Consider the following 24,865-nt stretch of genomic DNA (forward strand, 5'->3'; position numbering starts at 1 on the left):
TCAGCTTCGGTTTCGCCGTAGTTGAGATCGCGGACGAGATCGCGGATGTGGACGACGCCCTGGACGTTGTCGAGGCTCCCCTCGTAGACGGGAATGCGGGCGTGACCGCTCTGGATACAGATGCTGATAGCCTCGTCGATGGCGGCGTCTTTTGGGACGGCGGTCATGTCGAGTCGGGGGGTCATGACCTCTTTGACGATGGTGTTGTTGAACCGGAAGATGCGCGTGAGCATCTCGTGTTCTTCTTCCTCTAAGACGCCCTCGCGCTCACCGGATTCGATCATCTCCTGGATTTCGTCGCGGGTGACGTAAGGGGATTCGATCGCGCCGGTGGAGCCGGTGAGTCTGTTGACCTGGCGGGTGAGGTAATCGAAGAGGACGATCAGCGGAAAGAGGAAGTATTCGGTGGCTTTGAGCGGTTTGGAGATGCGGATCGCCCAGGATTCGGTGTTTTCGACGGCGTAAGATTTGGGCACGCTCTCGCCGAAGAGAAGGACGATCGCGGTGATGCCGAAGGTCGCGAGGATAACGCCGAGCAGGCCACCGAAGTGAATCGAGAGCACCGCGGTGGCGATCGAGGACATCGCGATGTTGACGATGTTGTTACCCACGAGGATCGTCACCAGCAGCCGATGAGGGTCGTCTTTGAGCCGTTTGACCAGCGCCGCCCCCTCGGTACCGTCCTCGACCATCCCCTCGAGACGGTGTTTGGGAAGGTTGAACATGGCGATCTCGGACGAAGAGAAAAAGCCCGAGAGTGCGATGAGAACGACGACCGCGAACCCGCCCAGGAGCGTCACGGTCGACTCCGCGATTTCGAAACCCACCACGGGAACGTCGTAGGCGGCCACCATCATCTCGAGAGGAAGCGAGCGCGTCATTACTGTATAAATCATCAACACGAAAACTAATCACTTGCGGTTCGATGAGAAACGACTGACAGCCTTTTACACATTGTCCCTGTTCACGACTCGATCGGGCTGTCTCGTACTGAAGCATATCTCATCTCGGCTCACTAAATTGTGTATCATGTGGTAGTCTCGAATCGCACATCACGTGATACTCTCGAGTCAAATATCGCCTCGGATCGCTCTCGAGCAGTACCGTCCGTACCACAGCGGGACGGGTACGCCGTCCCTGTTCCCCCTCAACGTATCGTTCCGCTGTAGGATGTCTTCTCTGAACCTCATCGCCTCGGGTGGTCGAATCAGTCCCCGTTGCTCTCGACCGCTACTCGTTTGAGCTGGAACGTAACTTCGTGTTCGTCTTCGAACTGATCTTCGTCAACGTTGTACGTTTCCACCGTCGTTCGCCCGTCGGACGCGATCGTCGCGATTCTGAAGCGCGGAACGTGGTCGTCACCGACTTTCGTTCGCTCGATCCCCGGAATGTGAACGTGGTGGTTTTCCCACTCGTCTCGAGCGTACGTCGTCGTTTCGTGGACGCTCATGTGCGAGTGTCCGGAGAACACGGCGCTGACGTTCGGCATCGAGAGAATGCGATCGAAGTTCGCCGTTTGCATCGTCCGTCCCTCCGGAAAGACGTTCTGAGGTGCTGCGTGAACGAAGAGTACTGCCGGTAGGTCTTCGTGGGCCTCGAGTTTCGACTCGATCCAGTCCAGTTCCTCCTCGTCGAAGTCCTTCCCGTTTTTCGATGCCGTTGCAAAGACGAACAGCACGTCGTTGGCCGTCTTCACGTAGCTAATATCTGGAATCGCGGACGGATCGTCGTTCCACGTTTTTGCGTATTCGAAAAACCGGTCGGTACTCTCCTCGAGTTCCTCGTTGCCGAGAATCGGATAGAACGGTGCCTCCAGATCCTGGAGTATCTCGGTAGCGGCTTCGTACTGTACACGCGTCCCCTTGTGAGCGACGTCACCGATTCCGGCGACGAAGTCGAACGAACGGTCCTCGGCGAGCCGATTGATCGCGTCGATAGCGCTCTCGAAGTTGTCGAAGACTGGATCGGGCTTGGGCTCGAGATCCCCGACGATCGGCACTCGTAGTACGTCGCTGTCCTGGCCCGGAGACGACTGGTCGCCTTGTGTGTCGGAATCGTGTACAGTCATGGATACCTTCTGCTATCAGTTAGCACTTGCCGGTACAGCTATATTCCATAAAAACCTTTGGTTGTTCTCGTCGTCGATTTGGGACAGTTCGGAGGCCTGAGGCACGTACTTATTTATAGAAGCACAATCATAGCATCGTTCGACAATGAGCAAACGAATGCAACAGGGTCGTCCGATGATCGTAATGGGCGACGACGCACAGCGCGTCAAGGATAAAGACGCCCAGGAGCACAACATCCAGGCCGCACGAGCGGTTGCACGGTCTGTCCGTTCGACGCTCGGTCCGAAGGGAATGGACAAGATGCTCGTCGACTCGTCGGGTTCGATCACGATCACGAACGACGGTGTCACTATCCTCGAGGAGATGGATATCGACAACCCGACGGCCGAGATGATCATCGAGGTCGCGGAGTCCCAGGAAGACGAAGCCGGTGATGGAACCACGACGGCGGTCTCTCTCGCGGGCGAACTCTTGAAGAACGCCGGCGAACTCCTCGAACGGGACATTCATCCGACGCCCATCATCACCGGCTACCATCTGGCTGCCGAACGGGCGTCCGAAGAGATCGACGATATCGCGACTTCGATCGACTCTACTGACGTAGAGCGATTGCACAAGATCGCGGAGACTTCGATGACTGGAAAGCGAGACGAACTCGACAAGGAACCGCTCGCGTCGCTCGTCGTCGACGCCGTCTCGGCGGTAACGATAGAAGGCGAGGACGGTGAGACGAGCGTCGATCGCACGAACCTCCTCGTGGAAACGCAGACGGGTCGACACCCCGCCGACTCCGAGGTCGTTGACGGGGCCGTCGTCAACAAGGATCCAGTCCACGACAACATGCCGAGGTCGGTCGAAGACGCGAACGTCCTTCTGTTGGACGCGCGGATCGAAGTGACCAGCGCAACGGCCGATCCGGAAATAAGCGCAGGCGGTCGAGAGGCGCTCCAGGGATTCGTCGACCGAGACGAACGGGAACTCAAAGAGAAGGTGCAGAAGATCGCAGATATCGGTGCCGACGTCGTCTTCTGTCAGCGCGGCATCGACGACCTCGCACAGCACTATCTCGCACAGGAGGGAATCCTCGCGATTCGCCGCGCCAAAAAGGGGGATCTCGAGATCCTCAATGACGTTCTCGATGCGACGATCGTCAACCATCTCGAAGGGGCAGAAGAGGCCGATCTCGGATATGGGGACGTCACCCGCGATGAGGACGACGAACTGTTCTACGTCGAAGGCGAGGACGCTCACGGCGTCACGCTCGTCTTGCGCGGCTCGACCGACCACGTCGTCGACGAACTCGAGCGTGGCGTAACAGACGCGGTCGATGTCGTCGCTCGAGCCGTCTCCGACGGTCGTGTTCTGGCCGGTGGCGGTGCACCCGAGGTCGAGGTCGCGTCGCGCCTGCGTGCGTATGCGGACTCCGTCTCCGGACGCGAACAGCTCGCGATCGAAGCCTTCGCCGACTCGCTCGAACTCGTTCCGCGCGTGCTCGCGGAGAACGCTGGATACGATTCCATCGACACGCTCGTCGACCTCCGCGGAGCGCACGACGACGGCGAGATTCACGCCGGATTCAACGCGTGGACGGGCTCGATCGAGAACACCTTCGAAGCCGGCGTGCTCGAGCCGGCCCACGTCAAAGAGCAGGCGCTCACCGCCGCGACGGAGTCGGCCAATCTGGTGCTCAAAATCGACGATATCGTGTCGGCCGGCGATCTCTCGACGGACAAGGGCAACGACGAGGAACCCGGCGCACCCGGTAGTGGGATGGGCGGCGGAATGGGCGGCATGATGTAACCTCTTCCCTGACGAGTGGTTTTCGATCAGTACGGCGTCGTTTTTCCTCGAGTTTTCGTTCTATCACTGGCGGTTGAGCGGGTGTCAGGGAAAGTGGGGTGAGTGAAGAACGTCGGGAAAAGTGAGGGACGTGAAGGATGTCAGGGAAGGAGAAGGTAGAGAAAGACGAGATAGCCCGAGACCAGAATCGCGCCGTCGACTCGAGTCAGCTCTCGGTTGCGAATCATCATTCCGACCAGAACCAGCGTGAAGATCACGAGTACGACCAGTTCGAACTGCAGGGTTGCCGGTGAGACGGTGATTGGGACGATCAGGGACGTAATGCCGATGACCGCCAGAATGTTGTAGATGTTCGACCCGATCACGTTTCCGATCGAAAAGCCAGTTTCTCCCCGGATCGCCCCGACGACGGACGCGGCCAGCTCCGGGAGCGAGGTGCCGAACGCGATCACCGTAATTCCGATGAAGAGATCGGAGAATCCCATCGTCGAGAGCAATCCTCGCCCTCCGTCGATGAGCCACCGTGATCCGAGCACGAGTGTGAGCATTCCGGCACCGACGAGCGCGAGATTGTGCGCGTTGGATCCCGCGTCCGAAATAGAGTATTCGGTGAGGGCTGGCGGATCCGTCTGGATATAGTACAGAAGGTAGACTGTAAAGCCACTCAGTACGAGCAAAAAGAGCGTTCCCTCGAATCGGTCGATCCGTCCATCGAGGCTGAACACGAAGAGCAAGGCGGCGGCGAAGACCATGAACGGAACGTGTCGACGGAGGACCGTGGGACTGACGGACAACGGACGGATCAACGCGGTGAGTCCGAGGACGAGTCCGATGTTCGCCACGTTCGAGCCGATGATTGCACCGAGGCCGATGTCCGTCGAGACGCTGAGTGCGCCGACGGTAACGACGAACAGTTCGGGAGCCGTCGTCGCGAAGGCGACGACCGTCACGCCCACGGTTGCAACGCGAAGGCCGAAGCTGAGTGCAAGCCGGCTGGCACCGGCGACGAGAAGCTCCGCTCCGGCGTACAGAAACACCAGCCCGAGCACCAGGACGATACCGTTCACGACGAACTCGCTCATCCGTTCAGGGTAAGATTTCACCTCATTAATACCTTCCCAATCGGTCTGCGTTCCCGTACGACGAGTCCGCGCCCCGCTGTCCCTTTATGATATCTCCCTCCGATGGCGGGGAAGTTGCTCTCTCGGGTGGGGGTACGCTAACAAACAGTTAATTACCTGTAGCCCAAAGCGGAGATCAGATTATGGGTCGCCGAGGGAAGACTGTGGCCGACTCGGATGGCGTTTTTTCGGATATCCGGGTGGAAGACGAACGCGCGGTGCTTCGGATGTTTCGTCAGTTCGGACGAAAGCGACTGGCCTACTTCGTTCTCGGTGGTCTGGCCACGATTTTCGCTCGAGCCATGGAGCTCGTTCCGGCGTACATTCTCGCCGTCGCGATCGACTCGTTGTTTTTCGACGAACAGACGTTCGCGATCGTCGGGATTCCTTCGGCGTGGTTGCCGACGGATCCCGGTCAGCAACTGCTGCTCATCGCGGCGCTCCTCGGTGGTGCCCACGTGGCCGGTGCCGTCCTCAGCCTGGTCAACAGCTGGGCGTGGAACCTCTTCTCTCAGCACTTCCAGCACGAGCTTCGGGTGGCGGCGTACGAGGCGATGCAACGCCGTCACATGGGATTTTTCGACAACAAACAAACCGGCGAGATCATGTCGATTCTCAACAACGACGTCAATCAGCTCGAGCAATTTCTCACTCACACGCTCAACAGGGCGATCCGGATCGTCGTCAGAACCGGGGGGATGGCTGCGGTGATGCTGATCGTCAACTGGCGACTGGGTATCCTTCCGACGATAGTGATACCGGCGATCGCCTACGTCAGTTACAAGTTCGTCGTGTTGATACATCCGAAATATCAGGACGTCCGGGCTGCGGTGGGATCACTCAACTCGCGACTGGAAAACAGTATCGGCGGGATTCAGGTCGTCAAGTCGTTCACGAACGAACCGTTCGAGTCCGATCGTGTCGAGGCCTCTTCGGAGAACTACCTTCGAAAACAGTGGGCGGCGATTCGAATCCGGATCGCGTTTCGCCCGACGATCAAAGTCCTCACGGCGATCGGGTACGTCGCGACGTTCGTCGTCGGTGGGTGGTGGGTGATGTTCGGTTCGCCGCACCCGTTCTTCCAGGGAACGCTCACGGCGGGAACGCTCGTCATGTTCTTGAACTACTCGCGTCGATTCATGAACCCGCTTCGGGACTTTGGCGAGGTTTTGAACGACTATCAGTACGCCGAGGCGGCGGGTGAGCGCATCGTCGGACTGCTCGATTCCGATCCGCCGATTCGCGACCGGGAGGACGCACACGACCTGACCGACGTCGACGGAACCGTCGAGTACCGCGACGTCTGGTTCAGCTACGAAACCGAAGACGACGAGGGAGAGACCGTCCTGCAGGACGTCTCGTTCACCGCCGATTCGGGCCAGATGATCGGGCTCGTCGGTTCGACGGGTGCCGGCAAATCGACCCTTCTGAAACTCTTGTTACGGATGTACGACGTCGATACCGGCTCGATTACGATCGACGGTCACGACGTCCGGGACGTCTCCCTCCAGAGCCTTCGCGATTCGATCGGCTACGTGAGCCAGGAGCCATACCTCTTTCACGGCAGTATCAGGGAAAACATCGCGTACGCGACCCGGAACCCCTCGGAGCGTGAGATCGAGAAAGCGGCCCGGACGGCCGGGGCCCACGAGTTTGTCGAGGGGTTTCCCGACGGATACGACACCGTCGTTGGTGAACGAGGAGTGAAGCTCTCGGGTGGCCAGCGTCAGCGAATATCCATCGCACGGACCGTCCTCAAGGACCCGGATATCATCGTTCTGGACGAGGCGACGAGCCACGTCGACAACGAGACCGAAGCGATTATTCAGAACAACCTCCACGACCTCATCGCAAACCGGACCTCGTTCATCATCGCACACCGCCTCTCGACGGTTCGGGATGCGGACGCGATTTTCGTCCTGGACGATGGCGAACTGGTCGAACGGGGAACGCACGACGAGCTCCTCGAGCGAGGTGGACTGTATTCGACGCTCTGGGAGGTCCACGTCGGAGAACTCGAGGGCGTTCCCGACGCGCTTGCTGACCGACCGACCGGTTCGGTCGCGAAGGAGAACGAGTAGTCCGCCTCCGTCGGTCGATGGAAAAAGACCGCGTCGAGTCGGGTGGTACGTCGAGCGCTGTCGACGGGAGGATCTCGCTCCGTGGGAAACTGATATGATGGGTCGGGACAAGGTGTGCGTATGAAACGATACGAGACGAAGATCGACGATGGGACGTTGTACGTCGAAGGAACTGACGACTGGCTCGTGGTCGGAGAGCTAACTGACGTCTGTGAGCTCGTCGGCGGCGAGACGTACTCGATCGAGTACGGCCGAGCCGGACGGATGGCGGACTGGGTCGAGACCGACGATCAGGGTAATTTCACCTTCGACGTCCGTGAGACGCTCGCTGAGTTTACGTTCGACGAGGAGTTCGTTACCCACCTGGAACAGGTCGAGCTAGAGTCGGACGACGACGAGGCGTATCCATACCGGACGGAGTTCTTCGCGGACATGATGACGACGATCTGGGACGCGAAAGGACCGCTCGAGACGTCGACGGACGACCAGCCGCGGTAGCAACGACTCCCTCATACGGACTGCCGTACGTCATTTCCGGATCGACCGGGCCGTCCCACGGCCGATTCGGTAAATCGGACAGCGGACCGTATCAGGAATACTGGCTATTGATTTCGATGACGTTCGCCGCCCGAACGACCATCGACGGCAGTTCCTCGTCGAAGCGCTCACCGATCATTCGACTCGAGGGTCCGGAGAGACTCACCGCGCCGAGGACGCTCCCGTCGTTGTTGAGCACGGGGGCAGCGACGCATCGGAGCCCGTCGATTCGCTCCTCGTTGTCGATCGCGTATCCACGGTTTCTGATCTCCTCTAGGGTATCGAAAAGCTCGTCGCGCGATGTGATCGTCGTACTGGTGAAACCGGGAAGTCCGTGTTGGTCGATAATCCCGTCGACGTACGATTCTGGATAGTGTGCGAGCATTGCCTTCCCGAGGGAGGTGCAGTGGAGATATTCGCGTTTTCCGACCGACGACGCCGTTTTGACCGCTTTCTCCCCGCTGGCTTTGTAGATGTAGACTCCCTGTCCGTGCTCTTCGGTTGCGAACTGTGAGAGTTCGCCGCTTTCCTGGGCGAGTTCGTCCACTTCCTCCCGGACGACGTCGTAGAATCCGAGCCGATCTCTGACCGTTTCCGCGAGGTGTAGATACCGCAAACTGAGATTGTATTCGTCGTCTTCTTTGATCAGATACTCGTTTTTGTACAGCGTTGCGAGGTGGCTGTGAACGGTCCCCTTCGACAGGCCGAGCTCCGTCGAGAGTTCGGTTACACCGGCACCATCGTTGTGGTGGAGAAGATCGATGATGTCGAGCGTCGTTTGAACCGCGCCGACCGTTCGCGGCTCGGTTTCCGACGTTGGTTTGTTTGGTTCACTCATATACGGGGATGTGCGTCTACCATCTTTAATCGTTCGGTCTATCCAAACGGATTGTTCGGATCCGTAGTGTCAGCCGGTACGTCGGTCGAGACGAACGCGGAACCACTGGCGGTGTATCGGTCACGTTTCCTGAAAAAGGTTTTTGTACTCTCTCGGGAGTGGCAATGTGTAACGCATGGTACCGAGTACAGATCCCTCAACAGTTGAGCCTACCGACCAGATCGACCCAGCCGAATCCGTTTCGATGGCGGTCGTCCAGCGTGTGGCGACGGCGACGGACAGACCGGCAACCCAGCTACCGCCCCTGTACGACGCGATCGATCCGGAGGCGCTCGATGCCGTTTTCCGGTCTGGTTCGACGGGCTCCTCGGAAATCGCGATCGAATTTCGGTACGCTGGGTATCGCGTGACGATCGACAGCACGGGACAGATCGAGATGGAGCAGGCTTCCGAATAGCGACTCTACGGGAGACGACGGATAGTGGTGGGCAACATATATAGTTGCGGCCGAGAGATGATGACCTGAATCCCGACATGATATCACTCGATTTGCACGTTCACACGACGTATTCCGACGGATCGGACATACGAGAGATGGTCGCTGCGGCGGACGATGCGGGACTCGACGCGATCGGCCTCGCGGATCACTGTATCCTCCACGAGGATCGCTTTCGTCGCTGTGATCGGACCGACTTCGACGAGACGTATCCCGAGCGCCGATCCGACATCGAACGACTCCAGTCGGAGTTCGACGTGACGATCTTAGACGGCGTCGAGATGAACTACGATCCGGCGTACCACGACGAAATTCAGGAGTTCTTAGCGCGCGCGCAGTTCGATTACACGATCGGGAGCGTCCACTACGCCGACGAGTACCACATCGCGAAGACTGGCTGGTTCGCGAGCGTCGACGAACCCGACCGGGCGGCTGCCGTCGATCACTACGTCGACTGGCAACTCCAGCTGATCGAATCCGAACTCTTCGACATCGTGGGTCATCTGGACCTCTGTGAACGCTCGAGTGAACTCCGAGGACGAATCACGGACGAGCAGTACGACGACCTGCTCGAAGCGCTCGGTCGCTCGAGATCCGTTCCCGAGATCAATGCAGGCCGGGTGTTCGACGACTACGGAGCCGTCCATCCAAACCCCAGGGTGATAGATCGGTTTCTCGATTCGGGCGTTCGGTTCGTCCTCGGGTCAGACGCTCACAAACCGACGGAGTTGACGAAGCGAGCGGAGTACCTGACGGACTTCACTGAGTCACGCGACCTCGAGTGTCTCCCGTTCGAGAACGGTCTCTCCGTCGACGAGGCACTGAAGGCGTACTGATCCCATCGCATCCGATCCGGTTTGGTCGGTCTTTGGATCCCTCTTTTTCGGTCTGGTAACTGTGGCGTCCGGTCCGCACCGCCCTTCGACCGATTCGATCCTGTGCCTCGTTCCGATCCGATGGAGCAGCAATCCTTCACTGCGTGGACCTATTTCGTGCCAGTCAGTTACCCTGTTCGCCTCTCACGAACTCCCGTCACTCGTGTGCTGTTCGAACCGTTGTGCGATCGGATTACCGAACTCTCATCAGGGTATTTACAACTGTATGGCCGTAATTGTACGGAGGATCGCGAGCGTTTCGGCGCTCGTGATATTACAAGGGTATGGCTGTATATTATCATGGATTATCGGTTCTATACGATGATCTTCTCGCCATTTTGTTCGGCCAGTACGAACGAAAAACGGCTCCCCTCGAATCGTGTTGGCGGGTGCCAATCTCGACGACGATCGAATTTTCGGGTGGATACTCCACGATCGGTAATCCGTCCGATTCATTACACGGTGTGTTCGGACGTTGGTCGGCCGCTCCCCGAACGATTCGAGAGCTGTTACTGATCGTTCGTAACAGTCGAACCAATCACCGGAGCGTCGTGTACCGACTGAACGCAACTTCTTTGACGGTCCAGCGTAATTCTCTACTCGTATGGCTGGTCAAGAGCAGACACAACTGACTGCGTCCGTTCCCGACGTCGCACAGAACTACGTTGGCGGTGAATGGACCGTACCTGCAGATGGAGAGGAACACTCACTCGAGAACCCCGCGACGGGAGACTCGATCGCGACAGTACATTACGCGAGCGCAAACGATGTCGAAACCGTCGTGGATACGGCAGCCGATGCGTTCGACGACTGGCGTCGTACCCCGCCCGTCGAGCGTATCCAGTATCTATTCGATCTGAAGGCCGAACTCGAGGATCGTCAGGAGGACATCGCACAGGCGCTGACTCGAGAACACGGGAAGACGCTTTCGGAGGCGCGCGGTGAAGTTCGACGCGGAATCGAGAACGTGGAGGTCGCCTCCGGGATCCCCAACATGTTCCGAGAGCAAAGCGGGAACGTCGAAGACGTCGCCAGCGGCGTCGACGAACGGTCCGTTCGCGAACCTCTCGGCGTTTTCACGGCGATCGTTCCGTTCAACTTCCCGGCGATGATCCCGCTGTGGTTCCTCCCGTACGCGGTCGCGACGGGGAACACGTTCGTTCTGAAGCCGAGCGAACGCGTTCCGCTGAGTTCCCAGATCATTTTCGACGCCGTCGACGCCGCCGGCTTCCCCGATGGCGTCGTCAATCTGGTCAACGGCGACGCGGAGGCGGTGAACGCGCTGATGGAACATCCCGAAGTCGCTGGCGTCTCGTTCGTCGGTTCCTCGCCCGTCGCGAAGTACGTCTACGAGACGGCGGCTCAGGAGGGCAAACGGGTCCAGGCACAGGGTGGTGCGAAGAACTACGCCGTCGTAACCGAGAGCGCGTCACTCTCCGAAGCGGTTCCCAACATTATCGGCTCGGTCTACGGCAACGCCGGTCAGCGGTGTCTCGCGAACGACGTCGTCGTCGGCGTCGGTGACGTCTACGACGATCTGCGCGAGCAGTTGATCGACGGTGCCGAGTCGCTGACCGTCGGATACGGCATCGACGAGGAGACCGACGTCGGTCCGCTCATCACGGGCGACTCCCGCGAGCGCGTGCTGGATCTCATCGACGACGCCCTCGAGGAGGGCGCAGAGCTCGTCCTCGACGGGCGCGACTACGAACACCCCGAGTACGACGGACACTTCCTCGGTCCGACGTTCCTCGAGGGCGTGACGACCGACATGGAGATCACCCAGACTGAAATTTTCGGTCCGGTGCTCTGTCTCGCGGACGCCTCGGATCTGGGCGAAGCGATCGAGATGGTGAACTCCACCCGGTATGGAAACGCGTCGTCTATCTACACGGAACGCGGCGGCGAGGCGAGAACGTACCGCTACGAGGTCGACGCTGGCAACATCGGTGTCAACGTCGGTGTCTGTGCACCGATGGGCTTTTTCCACTTCGGCGGACGAAAGGATTCGTTCTTCGGAGACCTGCACGCACAGGGAGAAGACGCGGTGAACTTCTACACCGAGAAGACGATTCTCATCGAGCGATGGAATCAGTAACGGTCCAGTAGCGGATACCCTTCGACGGACTTCGAGAACTGATCGGCTATTTATTCGACTGCTGGGCCAGCTCGGTGCGCTCAGCTATCGCCCGTTCGTATCGGTCCTTTGCGTCTTCGCTCGAGCTCGAGAGGTGAGCAGCATCTTTCCCGACGATCTGGAAGTCGAACCCTTGCTCGACGCGTCGCTCGATCCGGTCGTTGTCGAGCGTTAGCGTTCCGACCGGCGTCTCGTGTTCCCTTCCGGCATCGAGTACCGTATCGATCGCATCGTGGACCTTGATCGCGTCGTAATCCCCGAGTTTCTCGAGTGATCCCGAGAGATCCGCCGGTCCAATGAACAGCGCATCGATGCCGTCGACTGCCGCGATCTCCTCGACGTTCTCGAGACCCGTTTTCGTTTCGATCTGTGCGATCTTGAGAATCGATCCGTTCGCAGTGTTGACGTACCTCTGGAAGTCGAGGCCGTACTTGGCTGCCCGTCCGCCCGCGATACCGCGGATGCCGTCAGGTGGATACAACGTCGACTCGACGATTCGCTCTGCCTCCTCGGCGGTTTCGACCATCGGTATCATGACGCCGTCGACCCCTATGTCCAGGACGCGCTTGATCCTGGTTGGATCGCCGTCCGGAACCCGGACGACCGATCCCGTCTCTTCGTTTCGAGCCTCCGCTGCACGAACGAGATGCTCGACGGTCTCGAGGCTCATCGTCGTGTGTTCGGTGTCGATCAAAACGAAGTCGAACCCGAGCATCGCGTTCACTTCGACCACGGTCGGATGGCCGATCGATACCCAGTTTCCGACTGGGTACTCACGTTCTTCGATCTTCTGTTTCAGTAGATTACTCATGGTTTAGCTTTCGTGTGTCCTGGTCTGGACCCATCGTGGAAGGATTCGAGGGGTGATGATACCCGAAGTACACTCCCTCAGAGTTCCATTAGTAGTCCGTACTCTCTCCCCGAGCCGTATAAAAATATTGGTCCCGGTTACCAGTGCTGTGGATCTTCGTCGACCAACCCGTTCGTTACGGATTCCGATCTCGGTTCCAGTCATTCGCGTTCTGCTCCGTTTCCTGCGACGTCGACTAGCGCTCCGTCCTCGAGTTTCGGGATCACCGATCTGGTGTTCACGGCCGAACAGTACTCCAGCAGATCCCGGTGTTTGATATCCGGCTGATCGTGATACTTCGAGGCCTTCCCCGACGTGACGACCGTTTTGAGCATCTCGAGTTCCGGCTCAGTCGGCGGGTTTTCCTCGAAATATCGATGGAACAGGATCGCACCGGCGGCGTCCTCCGGTGAGGGTTTTCCGTTCGAGCCGGCGATGACCGCGATCGTCTCCGCGTCGTCGGCTCGAAGGTGATCTGCGATCGCCTTCGCGTTAGTCATCGAGCTGATGTATATCTCGACGTCGTCACCGCCTCGGGTATCGAGGTCGGTCACTGCTGCTCCTCCGTTCGACGACGTCATCGCGACCGGACGGCCGTCGACATCGACCGACTGGACGTAGCTGGGTGAATTGTAAAAGTCGTATCCTTCGGTCGGCTCGTAGTCGTCCGTCTTGCCACCACCGATTTTGGCCTCCGGGTGTTCGTCCCGAAACCCGAACTCGTCACCACGCTCGTCCGTGATGTGGATGTACGATGCTCCGTTGTTCAGCAACTCGACGACCGTCGTCGAAAAGCTCGCAACGTCGATTACGACGTAGGTTCCCGGCTCTGGATCGGACGGAATCGACGTTTGAGAGGGGATCGTCGCCTCGGCCAACGGACCGTCTAGCTGATAGGTAGCCTCTGCCATTGACTCTCACGATGTGACTACCACCTCTTAATACTACGTGTTCCCGGGGGTGCTTCATCGGTGAACGATCGGACAGGCCGATGCGACCGGAAGCTATAACTCGCGCCTGTCCCATCGTTTGCGTGATGCGAATCGCGATTATCGGTTGTGGGACCATCGCGCAGGTGATGCACCTCCCGTACGCGGCCGAGCTTCCGGAACTCGAGGTCTACGCCCTCGTCGATCCGGCGGTCGACCGCGCGGAGACGCTCGCCGAGCGAAACGGCGTTCCACACCACTTCGAATCAACGGAGGAATTACTCGCCCAGGTCGGCGGCGAACTCGATGCCGCGATCGTGCTGACACCGCCACAGGCACACGCTGACGCGGTCATCCCGATTCTCGAGCGCGATATCGACGTTCTGGTCGAGAAACCACTCGCGATCTCACCGGAAGATGCCGACCGGATGGTCGAGGCGGCGGACGCGAGCGACTCGACGGCGATGGTCGCGTACATGAAACGGTATGACCCCGCCTACGAACGCGCCCGCGAGGAGATCGAGAAGATCGAGGAAATCGATCTGATCACCGCCTACGACGTCGATCCGGATCACGGTCGAATTCTCGACGAGGTGTACGACACCGTCGGCGGCAGCGTACCGGACTCGTTCATCGAGGCGAGTTCACGGAAGCGACGGGACGATGCCCTCTCTGCGATCGGCGTCGACGACAGCGAGACCGACGGAGACGACGGTCTCGCGGACGATTACGACTGGCACCTGGAACACATCTGCCACGACGTAAATGCACTTCGCGGCCTGTTTGGCGACGTCGAGCGGATCGATCACGTCGACGTCTTCGCTGACGGCCGCTACGCGACGGCCCACCTCGTCTACGAGGGTGGAAACCGCTGCGTGCTCGATTCCGGTCTCTCGAATCGGAAGTGGTTCGAGGAGTGGCTCAGGGTGGACGCACCGGACAGGGCCGTTACGATCGAGTACTCGAATCCCTTCATCAAGAACACCCCGACGGAGGTCTCCGTCAAGCAGGGGATCGAGACGCTGTCCGAAACGACGCACACGCCATCGTACGACGAGAGCTTCAAGTGCGAGATCAGACACTTCACTCGAGCAGCCGCCGGCGAGGCGGCGGTCGAGACGACCTTTGCGGAAGCCCGCGACGACGTCTATCTCATCGCTGATCTGTTCAGAGTGTACGACGGCGTCGAACCGCTCGGAACCTATCACACGACGGAGTAACCATGTACGAAGACTTTGCATCCGATCTGGCCGTAACGATGTGGGCGGAGTTCGATCAGACGCCCACGCGAAACGAATCGACACCCGAAATAACCGATCTGAACACCATCGTCGTGGACGGGAACTTCCCGTGGACGATCGTCACGGTCGAGACGGACGAGGGTGTGACCGGTATCGGTGAGGCGTACCCATCACCGGGCGTCCACGAGGTCATTACCGATTACCTTCGACCGGTGCTAGTCGGGGAGAACCCGCTCGACGTCGAGCGACTGTACTACCTCATGCGTGGCAGCCTCTCCGGACGGGGCTCTCAGTGGGGTATCGGAACGATCGCGATCAGCGGCGTCGAAATCGCGCTGTGGGACGCCGTCGGGAAGATCCTCGAGCAACCCGTCTACCAGCTTCTCGGCGGAAAAATGCGCGAGGAGGTTCAGGTCTATGCGGACTGTCACGCGGGCGAGGCGATGGTGTCGTCCGCACAGGAAGGACAGGAAGCGGAGACCTACCAGCCGGAAGCGTACGCGGAGGCCGCACGGATGGCCGTCGACGACGGGTTCGACATGATCAAGTTCGACCTCGACGTCCCCTCTGGTCGCGACGTGAACACTCTCTCGCGTCACTTCGACGGCGTAGAGATCGAACACAAGCGATCGATCGTCGAGGCCGTCACCGACGAGATCGGCGGTGACGCCGAGGTCGCGGTCGACCTCCACTGGAACTTCAGCCCCGAAACCGCAGAACGGCTCTGTCGTGCGATCGAGCCCTACGATCTCGCGTGGATCGAAGATCCCCTGCCGCCAGAGAACACCGACGCGATGCGTGAACTGAAACGACGCGTGGACGTTCCGCTTCTGACCGGGGAGAACCGCTACGGTCGCCACGGATTCCGCGATCTCATCGAGGGGCAGGGCGTCGACTTCTTGGCACCCGACGTGCCCAAGGTCGGCGGTATCGCGGAGACGAAGAAGATCGCTGATATGGCCGAGACCTACTATCAGGCGCTGATTCCGCACAACATCGGCAGTCCGGTTGCGACCGTCGCAACCGCCCACGTCGGTGCGACGGTGCCGAACTTCGTCGCCCTCGAGTACCACGCACGAGAGGTTCCGTGGTGGGAGGACCTCGTCGCACGGGACGAACCGCTCATTCGAAACGGTCGCCTCGAGGTTCCGGATGCGCCCGGACTCGGCATCGAACTGGACTGGGACGTCGTCGAGGAACACCGAAAGACGTAGTCCGGTCGAAGAGTCGATTCTGCACCGTTCCGTTGGTCTTCGGTTCGACGTCCCATGTGAACCCCGGCCGAACAGATGACAACCGTCGGAGCGGTGGCTCGATCGTCACTCGACTCTCGACGGCGTCGATCGTGACGCCGATTCGTTTCGGAAGATCGATACGTTCTCGCCGCCTTGAATACGTCGAGAATACGTCAATGGCTCGATTCCACCCCGCGATAGCGGCTCAGACACTCTCGCTCGATCCGTCCGACTGGGACCGGACGTTCGTGATCGGTGACGTCCACGGCTGTCGCGCCACGCTGGAACGGTTGCTCGATCAGCTCGGAATCTGCGAGAACGATCTCGTCGTCTTCGTCGGCGATCTCGTTCGGCGGGGGCCGGACAATCACGGCGTCGTCGAGATCGTTCGATCGGCTCCCAACATGTACTCGGTTCGCGGAAACAACGAAGAGAAGATAATCGCCGCCACGCGGAACGTCGGTAACCTCACGACCGACGACATCGACTGGCTTCGGTCGTTGCCGGTCGTCATCTCCTGGACGGAAACGATCGTCGTCCACGCGGGAGTTGATCCTCGAAAACCGCTCACGGATCAGACCGTCGAGAACCTCCTGGACATCGATTTACTGAATCCCGACGACGAATCCAGCCCGTTCTGGTGGGAAGAATACGACGGCTCTCTGCGCATTATTTTCGGCCACGAACCGCTCGAAGAGCCCCTGATCGATGACACCCTCGTCGGCATCGACACGGGGTGTGTCTACGGCGGATCGTTAACGGCCTACGACTGCCGGAACGACCGGGCGATACGTACCGCTGTCGACAACTCCGAGGTCTACGACTGGCGATTCTAGGGCGGTGGCGTTCCTCTGGTTTCGTCTGCAGTACCGCGTCGATTCGCATCTGCGGTACTGCGTCGATTCGCATCCGTGGTACCGTGTCGCCTCCGACCCGTCTCTGCGATACAGTATCCGTACGCGATGTCCGGCCGGTGCCGATGAACGCACTCGAGTCTCACAACTCGATGGTGTCACCAGCGCGTCTCGTTCATCGAGCACTGGATCGGTGGCCGTCGTTCCAGACCCCTATTCGGACAGCCGAATATTGTGTCAAACGTTGCCACACTTACGCAACATACCTGTGCCTCGCTGTTTCACCACTCTTGAGCGATACTATGCCAAACATAGTCATACATACTACTATCAAAAGGGATAAGTGGCCCGCCCCCGACTCATTCGGTAGACCAGGGAATCACACAATGATACAAGACATAATGGCCGTATTCGAGGTGCCCGAACTCCTCCAACAGGTGGTGATCGCCATCGCGATCGGCGGACTGATCGGGATCGAACGGGAGAAGGAATCGACTGATAAGTTCGCCGGGTTGCGGACGCTCGCACTGCTGTGCGGTGCCGGTCCGGTGATGGTGTACTACGCCCAGATATCGGGCTACACCGCAGCAGTTCTGCTCTATCTCGTTCTCGCTGCGATTTTCGCGTTCACGATCGCCTACATCCGGTTTACGCTCTCGGGCGACGATATCGGATTGACGACGTCAGTTACGGTGTTTTTCGTTGCTCTCCTCGGCGTTATCGTGGGATACGGTCGCTTCGTCGAAGCGGCAGCGATCACGATCATCGTCGCGTTCTTGCTCGCGGAGAAAGAACAGATGGTCAGCTTCGTCGACAGTCTCACCTACGACGAGCTATCGGATGCGATGAAAGTGGGCGCACTGGTGTTCATCCTCTACCCGATTCTTCCCGCCGAACCGGTCGATCCCTACGGCGTCATTAATCTGCAGGAAGTGCTGGTCTTCGCGATATTCGTCCTGATGATCGAATTCTCCGCGTACGTCTCGATGCGCGTCTTCGGAGGCTCCAAAGGCCTGCAGGTGACTGGACTCCTCGCTGGGATGGCGAACTCGTTCGCGACGGCCGCCGTGATGGCCCGGATGGCCAACAAGTCGCGAGAGGCGCTCGAGGCTGCGTCCTCGGGGATAATGCTTTCGGTAATTTCCATGATCATCCGGAACGTCGGTCTCGCGTCGGTCATCGCGTTCGCCATCTTCTGGACGATCTGGATCCCTGCGCTGGCGATGATCGCGATCACCGTCGCGATCGCGTACTACCTGCTCAGGACGAGTGACAGCCACGACGACATCGACGTCGACATCGACTCGCCGTTTTCGTTCACGTCGGCGGCCAAGTTCTCCGCGATATACGTCGCGATTACGGTCGTCGCGGTCGTCTCCCAGGAGCTTCTCGGTGACGTCGGATTGCTCGCTACGGCGTACACGGGCGGACTCATCTCCTCCGCTGCGGTCGCCGTTTCCGCTGCGACCGTCTACAACTCCGGTGCAGCGAGCGTCGAGGCGGCCGGCGGGATGGTGATGCTCGGGATCATGGCCAGCCTCTCTTCGAAGATCGTCCTGGTCGAGATCATCAACGGACAGATGCGAAAGAAGGCGATGCTGCCGATGGCCTTCACCGGCGTGGTCGGTCTGGCGGTTTATTTCCTGGTCTGACCCTGCGGCCGAAGTCGTTTCGGCTCGGTCGCCGCAATCGTGATCGTTTTCACCCGCGACGATAGTGTGTGAGTCGTATGAAGACCGCACGCTATCATGGCCCACACGATATTCGTCTCGAGGAGACGGCTCCGCCGGACGTTGGACCGCAAGACGTTCGTCTCGAGGTCGATTCGTGTGGGATTTGTGGGACGGATCTCCACGAGTACAGGGACGGTCCGATCTTCGTTCCCGACGAACCCCATCCTGTGACCGGCGTCACTGCACCGATCGTCCTCGGCCACGAGTTCTCCGGCGTCGTCTCCGAGACCGGCACTGACGTCTCGCGGATCTCCCGGGGCGACCGCGTCGTCGTCCACCCGAACGTTCCCTGTCTCGACTGTCACTACTGCGAGGAGGGGACGTACCGCCGCTGTAACGCTTCCGTCGCGATCGGTTTGCAGACCGAGACTGGCGGATTTGCAGAGCAGGCGGTCGTATCCGAACGGCAGATCCACCGGCTCCCGGACGCCGTCTCGCTGTCCGCGGGAGCGCTCGTCGAGCCGCTCGCCGTCGGCCTACACGCCGTTCGTCGGTCGGACCTTCGGACGGGCGATACCGCTGCCGTCTTCGGTGCGGGTCCCGTCGGTCTCGCGGTCGCGTGGGCCGCCGCGAACGCCGGTGCAAAGCGCGTGTTCGTCTCGGAACCGGCCACGGTCCGACGGCGATGCGCCCTCGAGGTCGGTGCCGACACTGTCGCCGATCCGGTCGAGACGGATCCGGTCGACGTGATTCGATCCGGGACGATCGACGGCGTCGACGTCGCGTTCGAGTTCGCCGGCCGCGAGGAGACGATCGACGACGCGATCCGGTCGACGAAACGCGGCGGAACGATCGTCGTCGGGAGCGTCTGGAATCGACAGCCCGGCGTCGACCTCAACGAGGTGGTCGGCGCGGAACGGGAACTCCGTGGAACGAACTGTTATGGGTTCCCGCCGCGTTCGTTCAGAACGGAGTTCGACGCGGTGATCAACTCGCTCGCGAACGGCGACGTCGATCCCGACACGTTCATCACCGAACGCATCGCCCTCGAGAGCGTCGTCGACGCGGGTTTCGAACGACTGCTCGAACAGGGGACCGACCACGTAAAGATCCTCGTCGAGCCCTGAACGAAACGTGCCGAGACGATAGTGACTTATGACACTCAAGATTGGCTTTCTCGGGTACGGAATGATGGCCCGGGCACACGCACACGCGTTGAATCGATTACCGCTGTTCTTTCCGGAAGCGCCGGAGACCGACCGAACGATCATCGCCGGCCGTGATCCGGACGGCGTCTCGAACGCCGCCGACCGACTTGGCTTCGACCGATCGACGACGGACTGGCGGGAGGTCGTCCCTGCGGTCGACGTCCTCTACGTCCTGACGCCGCCGACCGTCCACCGCGAACCGACGGTCGAAGCGCTCGAGTCGGGCGTCCACGTCCTCTGTGAGAAACCGCTTTCGACGTCCGTCTCCGCCGGCGAGCGAATGGTCGAGACGGCTGCCGACTCGGACGCCGTCGTCGGCTGTGGTTTCAACTACCGGTTCCTCCCGGCGATTCAGCTATTGAAACAATTCGTCGAAGAGGGTGAACTGGGGACCATCCGCCACGTCCGGGGCCAATTCCTCCAGAACTGGCAGGCGGACGCGACCGACGCCTGGACGTGGAGAAACGACGCCGAGATCGCCGGTGCGGGACGGGTCGCTGACGCTGGCTCACACTCCTTCGATCTCGCCCGGTGGCTCGTCGGGCCGATCGATTCCGTCAGCGGTCAGCTTACGACGACGATCGATAACCGGCCGGTCGACGGAACGGACGAGCGACGGACGGTGAGCACCGACGACGCCTACGGCGTTCTCGCCCGGTTCGACTCGGGCGCTCGAGCGATCTTCGACGGCTCGCGGGTCGCGACGGGCCACACGAACACGAACACCATCGAACTCGTTGGCTCGAGGGGAACGGCCCGGTTCCACTGTGAACGGCTCAACGAACTCGAGGTGTGTCTCGAGGGCGACCGTGGCTTCCGGACGATCAGCGTGACCGATCCGGAGGATCCGTACGTCGATCGATGGTGGCCCCCCGGACACGGTCTGGGCTGGGAGCACTCGGTGGTTCACGAGAACTACGAGTTCCTGAGCGCGATTCGCGACGACGGGACGTTCGAACCCGATTTCGAGACCGGCCTCGCGGTGGCTCGGATCGTCGACGCGGTTCGACGAAGCGACGAAACCGGTCGTCGGGTCGCGATTCGATAGTTCGGGACCGAAACGATTCGACCGTCCGCAACGCGGTCGCTCGGCGGTCGGCTAATTCGTTCGACCTCTCGACCCGTCGCAAAAAGAGTGCGCTGAAATCGATTTCCGGACTACCGTCGGTCCGTTAGCGAGCGACGTGACGCCTGCCATCGGTCGAAGTTCTGTTTCGCGTGGACCAGCGGTCGCTCGGTTTCGTTTTCGATCTCGATCGTGACGTGTCCGTCGTATCCGACGTCTTCTAGGGTACGGACGACTGCGTCGAAGTCGATCTCGCCCTCGCCCAGGTCGGTAAAGGCGCGGAAGTAGTTGATGACGTTGTCGAGATGGAACTCCCCCGACGTGAGCGCGTCGGTGTGGACTCCGAAGTCGGCCGACGGGGCCACGTCCTTGACGTGAACGTAGGCGATGTCGTCGGCAAATCGCTCGATTCCAGAGAGCGGATCCGCGTAGGGATAGTAGTGGGCGGTGTCGTACAGCAGCTCGAGCGAGTCCGGTCCCCTGGCGAGCCAGTCTTCGATCTCGTCGGGTTGTTCGACGTGAGTCGCGCCGTGGTGGTGAAGTGCCGGCGTGAGCCCGGCGTCAGTGGCCGCCTCACAGAACGTCTCGAGCCAGCCGGCGAACGTCTCGTCGTCGGTTCCGCCGCGCTGTGGCGGAAGGAGCCCGTAGTACTCCGCTCCCATCTCGGCAACGGTCGCGGCGTCGTCAGCGAACCCCTCGACGTCCTCGTCGGACTCGAACCAGCCACTCATCACGCAGTAGAGCTCGAGGTCGTGTTCTTCCAGGCACGCGCTCACGTGCTCCGGCCCGGCAGCACGTACCTTCTCGAGGCCAATCTCGACGCCGTCGTACCGACACGCACCGATGTCGGCGATACCGTCCGCCAGCGATTCGTCGTCGTAGAGGATCGTCGTGTATCCGATACCCATGACGGACCCTTCCGAGTACGATGTGATATATGTTGGGGAGTCTCGCCAACGTCCTCCGGACCGACGACGGATCCGAGAGACGACAACGATTTTAACCGCTCCGTCGCAAGTAGGCACATAGCATGGTCAGCATAGACTACATGGCTCACCAGGAGCAGTACGATCCGAACGAGCTCCTCGAGTACTCCTCGCTCGCCGAAGACGCCGGCTACGACTTCGTCTGGACTTCAGATCACTTCCACCCGTGGTTCCACACCGACGCCGAAGCCGGCTTCGCGTGGTCGTGGCTCGGAGCTGCCTGTGAACGCCTCGATATCCCGATCGGGACCTGCGTCTCCCCGGCGACCGGCCACTATCACCCCGGTATCATCGCCCAGGCGTTCGCGACGCTTCAGTCGATGCACGACGAGCGTGTCGTCCTCGGTCTGAGCACCGGCGAAGCGATGAACGAGACTCCGCTGGGCTTCGACTGGCCGGAGTACCCCGAACGACGCGACCGACTCGAGGAGTCACTCAGGATCATCCGCGCGCTGTGGGGTGACGAGCAGTGGGTCGACAGCGAGCTGATCGGTGAGGACGGATTCGTCACGTACGACGGCGATCGATTCGAACTGAACGAGGCGAAGCTCTACACGAACCCCGAACGCTCCCCGGAAATCCACATCGCGGCCAACGGTCCGAGCACCGCCCGTCTGGCGGCCCGGTACGCCGACGGATTCATCACGGTCAAGAAAGGCGAGGAGTACACGGATCGGCTCTACCCTGCGATCCGTCGATATGCCGAGGAGGAAGGCAACGATCCCGACGCCATCGAGACCACGCTACTCGTCATCGCGTCGTACGATCCCGACTACGAGGCGGCCCTCGAGGCCACGCGGCCGTGGTGGGCGACGACCCAGAACGTCTTCGACCGCGCGATGGCGAACCCGATGCGAATCGAACGGGAAGGTGAGAAGGCGACGCGCGAGCAGGTCGAAGAGAAGTTTCTCATCGCTGATGAACCCGAGACCATCGCGGCCCAGCTCGAGGAGTACGCGGAGATGGGATTCGACCGCATCGCCATCGGAAACACCAGTCCGGATCCGGCGGCGCTGTTCGACGTGATGGGTGACGACGTTATTCCGTCGCTCTGATCGACCGACGACGACCGCTCGACCGAATCTTTATGAGAAGCCGCGCGAATTCATGGAACGAGACATGCCTGAACTGACTGGTGGCGAAATCATCGCCAGCTATCTCGAGAAAGAGGGTGTAGAGTATCTCGTCGGGATTCCCGGACACGGAAGTACGAACCTTCTCGATGCGTTCAACGACTCTTCCGTCGACGTTATTCAACCTCGACACGAACAGGGTGCGACGCATCTAGCGGATGGATACGCCCGCGCGAGCGGCGATCCGCTCGCCGTTTTCACGTCGATCGGCCCGGGCGCGACGAACACGGTGACGGGCGCGGCGACCGCCTACGTCGACTCGATTCCGATGGTGATCTTCACGGGCGCGCCACAGACTCACGAGTACGGTCAGGGAATCCTCCAGGAACTCGATCGACAGAAACAGGGCGATTTTCCCAGCGTCATGGAGCCGGTCACGAAGCGGAGCTTCGTCGTCAGGGACGTCGAGCGGCTCCCTCGGATCCTGCGGCGCGCGTTCCAGATCGCCGTTACGGGACGGCCGGGTCCGGTCCACGTCGACGTGCCGATGGACGTCCAGGGAGCCTCGGCCGACGTCGAGATCCCCGATCCCGCAGAGACCCGGGCACACAGTCGACCGGGTGGCGATCCGGGCTCGATCGCGGAGGCGGCGGATCTCCTCGCGGAGGCGGAGAATCCGGTGATCGTTCCCGGTGGCGGCTGTATGATCGCTGAAGCGTGGGACGAGGTACAGGACCTCGCGGAACACCTGAAAGTACCCGTTATCCCGACCTTTCAGGCGAAGGGAATTATCCCCGAAGACCACGACCTGTTCGTCGGTTACGCCGGATGGATCGGCTCGAGTGCGGGTAACGAACTCGCGAGCAACGCGGACGTCGTGCTGGCGATCGGCTGTCGGTTCTCGGACCTGCACACGTCGTCGTTCGAACCCGGCGTTAGCTTCGATATCCCGCCGAGCAAACTCATCCACGTCGACATCGACAACGAGGAGGTCGGCAAGAACTACCCCGTCGAAGTCGGCGTCCTCGGTGACGCAAAGGTGGTCACTCAGCAACTTTACGACGCCGTCTCGGATCGAGTCGATGAGGTCAGCACCGAAAACAACGACTACTACGACGAGATCCAGGAGCTCTGGACGGAGTGGGAAGCACGCGTCGAAGAGCGTCTTTCAGACGACGTTCCGATGAGCATCTCGCGTGCGCTCGCCGGTCTTCGGGAGGCACTGCCTCGCGAGGGCATCGTCGTCTCGAGTGCGGGCCAACCACAGGAGACGACCAATCCGCAGTTCCCGGTCTACGAACCACGAACGAACATCTCCTGTGGCGGCTTCTCGACGATGGGATTCGGCGTCTCGGCCGCCATCGGCGCGAAGCTGGCACAACCCGACAAACCGGTCGTCGACATCGAAGGCGACGGGAGCTTCCTGATGAGCAATCAGGAGGTCGCGTGCGCGGTCGAACACGACATCGACGTGACGTGGCTCGTCCTCAACAACCACGGCTGGAAATCGATTCGGAACCTCCAGGTCGACAAGTACGGCTGGGAGCGCGTGCTCAACACGCCGTTCGACGAGGAGAAAAACGTCGACTACGTGAAGATGGCCGAGTCGTTCAACGTCGGCTTCGTCGACCGCGTCGTCAAACCCGAAAACGTCGTCGAGACGATGGAGCGTGCACTCGAGTACGACGGCCCCGCACTCGTCGAAGTCATCGTGGAGCCGGATAATCCCGATTCCGGAGCGATCATCACGGGCGAGTGGGACCTGGCTGACCTCGAGAAGTAGTCGGTCCCCGTCC

Annotated in this window: 21 protein-coding genes; 14 read left to right on the forward strand and 7 right to left on the reverse strand. The window is 60.3% G+C overall.

Annotation, left to right across the window (positions count from 1 at the left end; genetic code table 11):
• Nucleotides 1–881: hemolysin family protein (locus EA462_RS12775; RefSeq protein ID WP_133306667.1), on the reverse strand; the 881-nt coding region annotated here is incomplete at its 3' end.
• 326 nt (nt 882–1,207) lie between these two features.
• Entirely contained in the window at nt 1,208–2,068 is an 861-nt protein-coding gene (locus tag EA462_RS12780) for a metallophosphoesterase family protein (RefSeq protein WP_124178974.1), read from the reverse strand.
• Nucleotides 2,069–2,213: 145 nt separating this feature from the next.
• Here EA462_RS12780 and thsB point away from each other — a divergent pair, with 145 nt between their 5' ends.
• Complete coding sequence (gene thsB, locus EA462_RS12785; protein WP_124178975.1) at nt 2,214–3,869, forward strand: thermosome subunit beta; 1,656 nt, start codon at nt 2,214–2,216, stop codon at nt 3,867–3,869.
• A gap of 140 nt (nt 3,870–4,009) precedes the next feature.
• On the opposite strand, the gene EA462_RS12790 is transcribed toward thsB, so the two are convergent.
• Nucleotides 4,010–4,951: a calcium/sodium antiporter gene (locus EA462_RS12790; RefSeq protein ID WP_124178976.1), complete on the reverse strand. Its 942-nt coding sequence runs from the start codon at nt 4,949–4,951 to the stop codon at nt 4,010–4,012.
• A gap of 203 nt (nt 4,952–5,154) precedes the next feature.
• On the opposite strand from EA462_RS12790, the gene EA462_RS12795 reads away from it, so the two are divergent.
• Complete coding sequence (locus EA462_RS12795; RefSeq protein WP_207891659.1) at nt 5,155–7,071, forward strand: ABC transporter ATP-binding protein; 1,917 nt, start codon at nt 5,155–5,157, stop codon at nt 7,069–7,071.
• Between the two features lie 120 nt (nt 7,072–7,191).
• Nucleotides 7,192–7,569, forward strand: coding sequence for a hypothetical protein (locus EA462_RS12800; protein ID WP_207891660.1), 378 nt, complete (start codon nt 7,192–7,194; stop codon nt 7,567–7,569).
• Nucleotides 7,570–7,660: 91 nt separating this feature from the next.
• Here the strand turns inward: EA462_RS12800 and EA462_RS12805 are convergent, their stop codons facing one another.
• Nucleotides 7,661–8,446: an IclR family transcriptional regulator gene (locus EA462_RS12805; protein ID WP_124178978.1), complete on the reverse strand. Its 786-nt coding sequence runs from the start codon at nt 8,444–8,446 to the stop codon at nt 7,661–7,663.
• A gap of 175 nt (nt 8,447–8,621) precedes the next feature.
• Between EA462_RS12805 and EA462_RS12810 the strand changes: the two genes are divergently transcribed.
• From EA462_RS12810 to EA462_RS12820, 3 genes are all read left to right on the forward strand, one after another.
• The gene (locus EA462_RS12810) at nt 8,622–8,903 is read left to right on the forward strand and encodes a HalOD1 output domain-containing protein (protein WP_207891661.1); all 282 of its coding nucleotides are present in this window, start codon (nt 8,622–8,624) and stop codon (nt 8,901–8,903) included.
• A gap of 77 nt (nt 8,904–8,980) precedes the next feature.
• On the forward strand, nt 8,981–9,778 hold the full coding sequence (locus EA462_RS12815) for a histidinol-phosphatase HisJ family protein (protein ID WP_124178979.1): 798 nt from the start codon (nt 8,981–8,983) through the stop codon (nt 9,776–9,778).
• A 643-nt stretch (nt 9,779–10,421) separates the two neighbouring features.
• Nucleotides 10,422–11,915, forward strand: coding sequence for a CoA-acylating methylmalonate-semialdehyde dehydrogenase (locus EA462_RS12820; protein ID WP_124178980.1), 1,494 nt, complete (start codon nt 10,422–10,424; stop codon nt 11,913–11,915).
• A 46-nt stretch (nt 11,916–11,961) separates the two neighbouring features.
• Here EA462_RS12820 and EA462_RS12825 read toward each other — a convergent pair whose 3' ends face one another.
• On the reverse strand, nt 11,962–12,765 hold the full coding sequence (locus tag EA462_RS12825) for an HpcH/HpaI aldolase family protein (protein ID WP_124178981.1): 804 nt from the start codon (nt 12,763–12,765) through the stop codon (nt 11,962–11,964).
• 200 nt (nt 12,766–12,965) lie between these two features.
• Nucleotides 12,966–13,715 carry a 2-phosphosulfolactate phosphatase gene (locus EA462_RS12830; protein WP_124178982.1) on the reverse strand — a complete coding sequence of 250 codons (750 nt, stop codon included), beginning with the start codon at nt 13,713–13,715 and terminating at the stop codon, nt 12,966–12,968.
• Between the two features lie 125 nt (nt 13,716–13,840).
• Here EA462_RS12830 and EA462_RS12835 point away from each other — a divergent pair, with 125 nt between their 5' ends.
• The 6 genes from EA462_RS12835 (at nt 13,841) to EA462_RS12860 (ending at nt 20,992) form a co-directional block, all read left to right on the forward strand.
• Nucleotides 13,841–14,953, forward strand: coding sequence for a Gfo/Idh/MocA family protein (locus EA462_RS12835; RefSeq protein WP_124178983.1), 1,113 nt, complete (start codon nt 13,841–13,843; stop codon nt 14,951–14,953).
• Nucleotides 14,954–14,955: 2 nt separating this feature from the next.
• Nucleotides 14,956–16,188: a mandelate racemase/muconate lactonizing enzyme family protein gene (locus EA462_RS12840; RefSeq protein WP_124178984.1), complete on the forward strand. Its 1,233-nt coding sequence runs from the start codon at nt 14,956–14,958 to the stop codon at nt 16,186–16,188.
• Between the two features lie 197 nt (nt 16,189–16,385).
• Complete coding sequence (locus tag EA462_RS12845; RefSeq protein WP_124178985.1) at nt 16,386–17,045, forward strand: metallophosphoesterase family protein; 660 nt, start codon at nt 16,386–16,388, stop codon at nt 17,043–17,045.
• A 404-nt stretch (nt 17,046–17,449) separates the two neighbouring features.
• Nucleotides 17,450–18,715: an MgtC/SapB family protein gene (locus EA462_RS12850; RefSeq protein WP_243641418.1), complete on the forward strand. Its 1,266-nt coding sequence runs from the start codon at nt 17,450–17,452 to the stop codon at nt 18,713–18,715.
• Nucleotides 18,716–18,792: 77 nt separating this feature from the next.
• Nucleotides 18,793–19,863 carry a 2,3-butanediol dehydrogenase gene (locus tag EA462_RS12855; protein WP_124178986.1) on the forward strand — a complete coding sequence of 357 codons (1,071 nt, stop codon included), beginning with the start codon at nt 18,793–18,795 and terminating at the stop codon, nt 19,861–19,863.
• A gap of 28 nt (nt 19,864–19,891) precedes the next feature.
• Nucleotides 19,892–20,992 (forward strand): Gfo/Idh/MocA family protein, encoded by a 1,101-nt coding sequence (locus EA462_RS12860; protein ID WP_124178987.1) that lies wholly within the window; start codon nt 19,892–19,894, stop codon nt 20,990–20,992.
• A 110-nt stretch (nt 20,993–21,102) separates the two neighbouring features.
• Here EA462_RS12860 and EA462_RS12865 read toward each other — a convergent pair whose 3' ends face one another.
• Nucleotides 21,103–21,918 (reverse strand): sugar phosphate isomerase/epimerase family protein, encoded by an 816-nt coding sequence (locus tag EA462_RS12865; protein WP_124178988.1) that lies wholly within the window; start codon nt 21,916–21,918, stop codon nt 21,103–21,105.
• 122 nt (nt 21,919–22,040) lie between these two features.
• Here EA462_RS12865 and EA462_RS12870 point away from each other — a divergent pair, with 122 nt between their 5' ends.
• Nucleotides 22,041–23,051: a TIGR03557 family F420-dependent LLM class oxidoreductase gene (locus tag EA462_RS12870; RefSeq protein ID WP_124178989.1), complete on the forward strand. Its 1,011-nt coding sequence runs from the start codon at nt 22,041–22,043 to the stop codon at nt 23,049–23,051.
• A gap of 64 nt (nt 23,052–23,115) precedes the next feature.
• Nucleotides 23,116–24,852 carry a thiamine pyrophosphate-binding protein gene (locus tag EA462_RS12875; protein WP_124178990.1) on the forward strand — a complete coding sequence of 579 codons (1,737 nt, stop codon included), beginning with the start codon at nt 23,116–23,118 and terminating at the stop codon, nt 24,850–24,852.
• Nucleotides 24,853–24,865: the final 13 nt, after the last annotated feature.

Source organism: Natrarchaeobius halalkaliphilus (assembly GCF_003841485.1).
In the GTDB taxonomy this organism is placed as follows: domain Archaea; phylum Halobacteriota; class Halobacteria; order Halobacteriales; family Natrialbaceae; genus Natrarchaeobius; species Natrarchaeobius halalkaliphilus.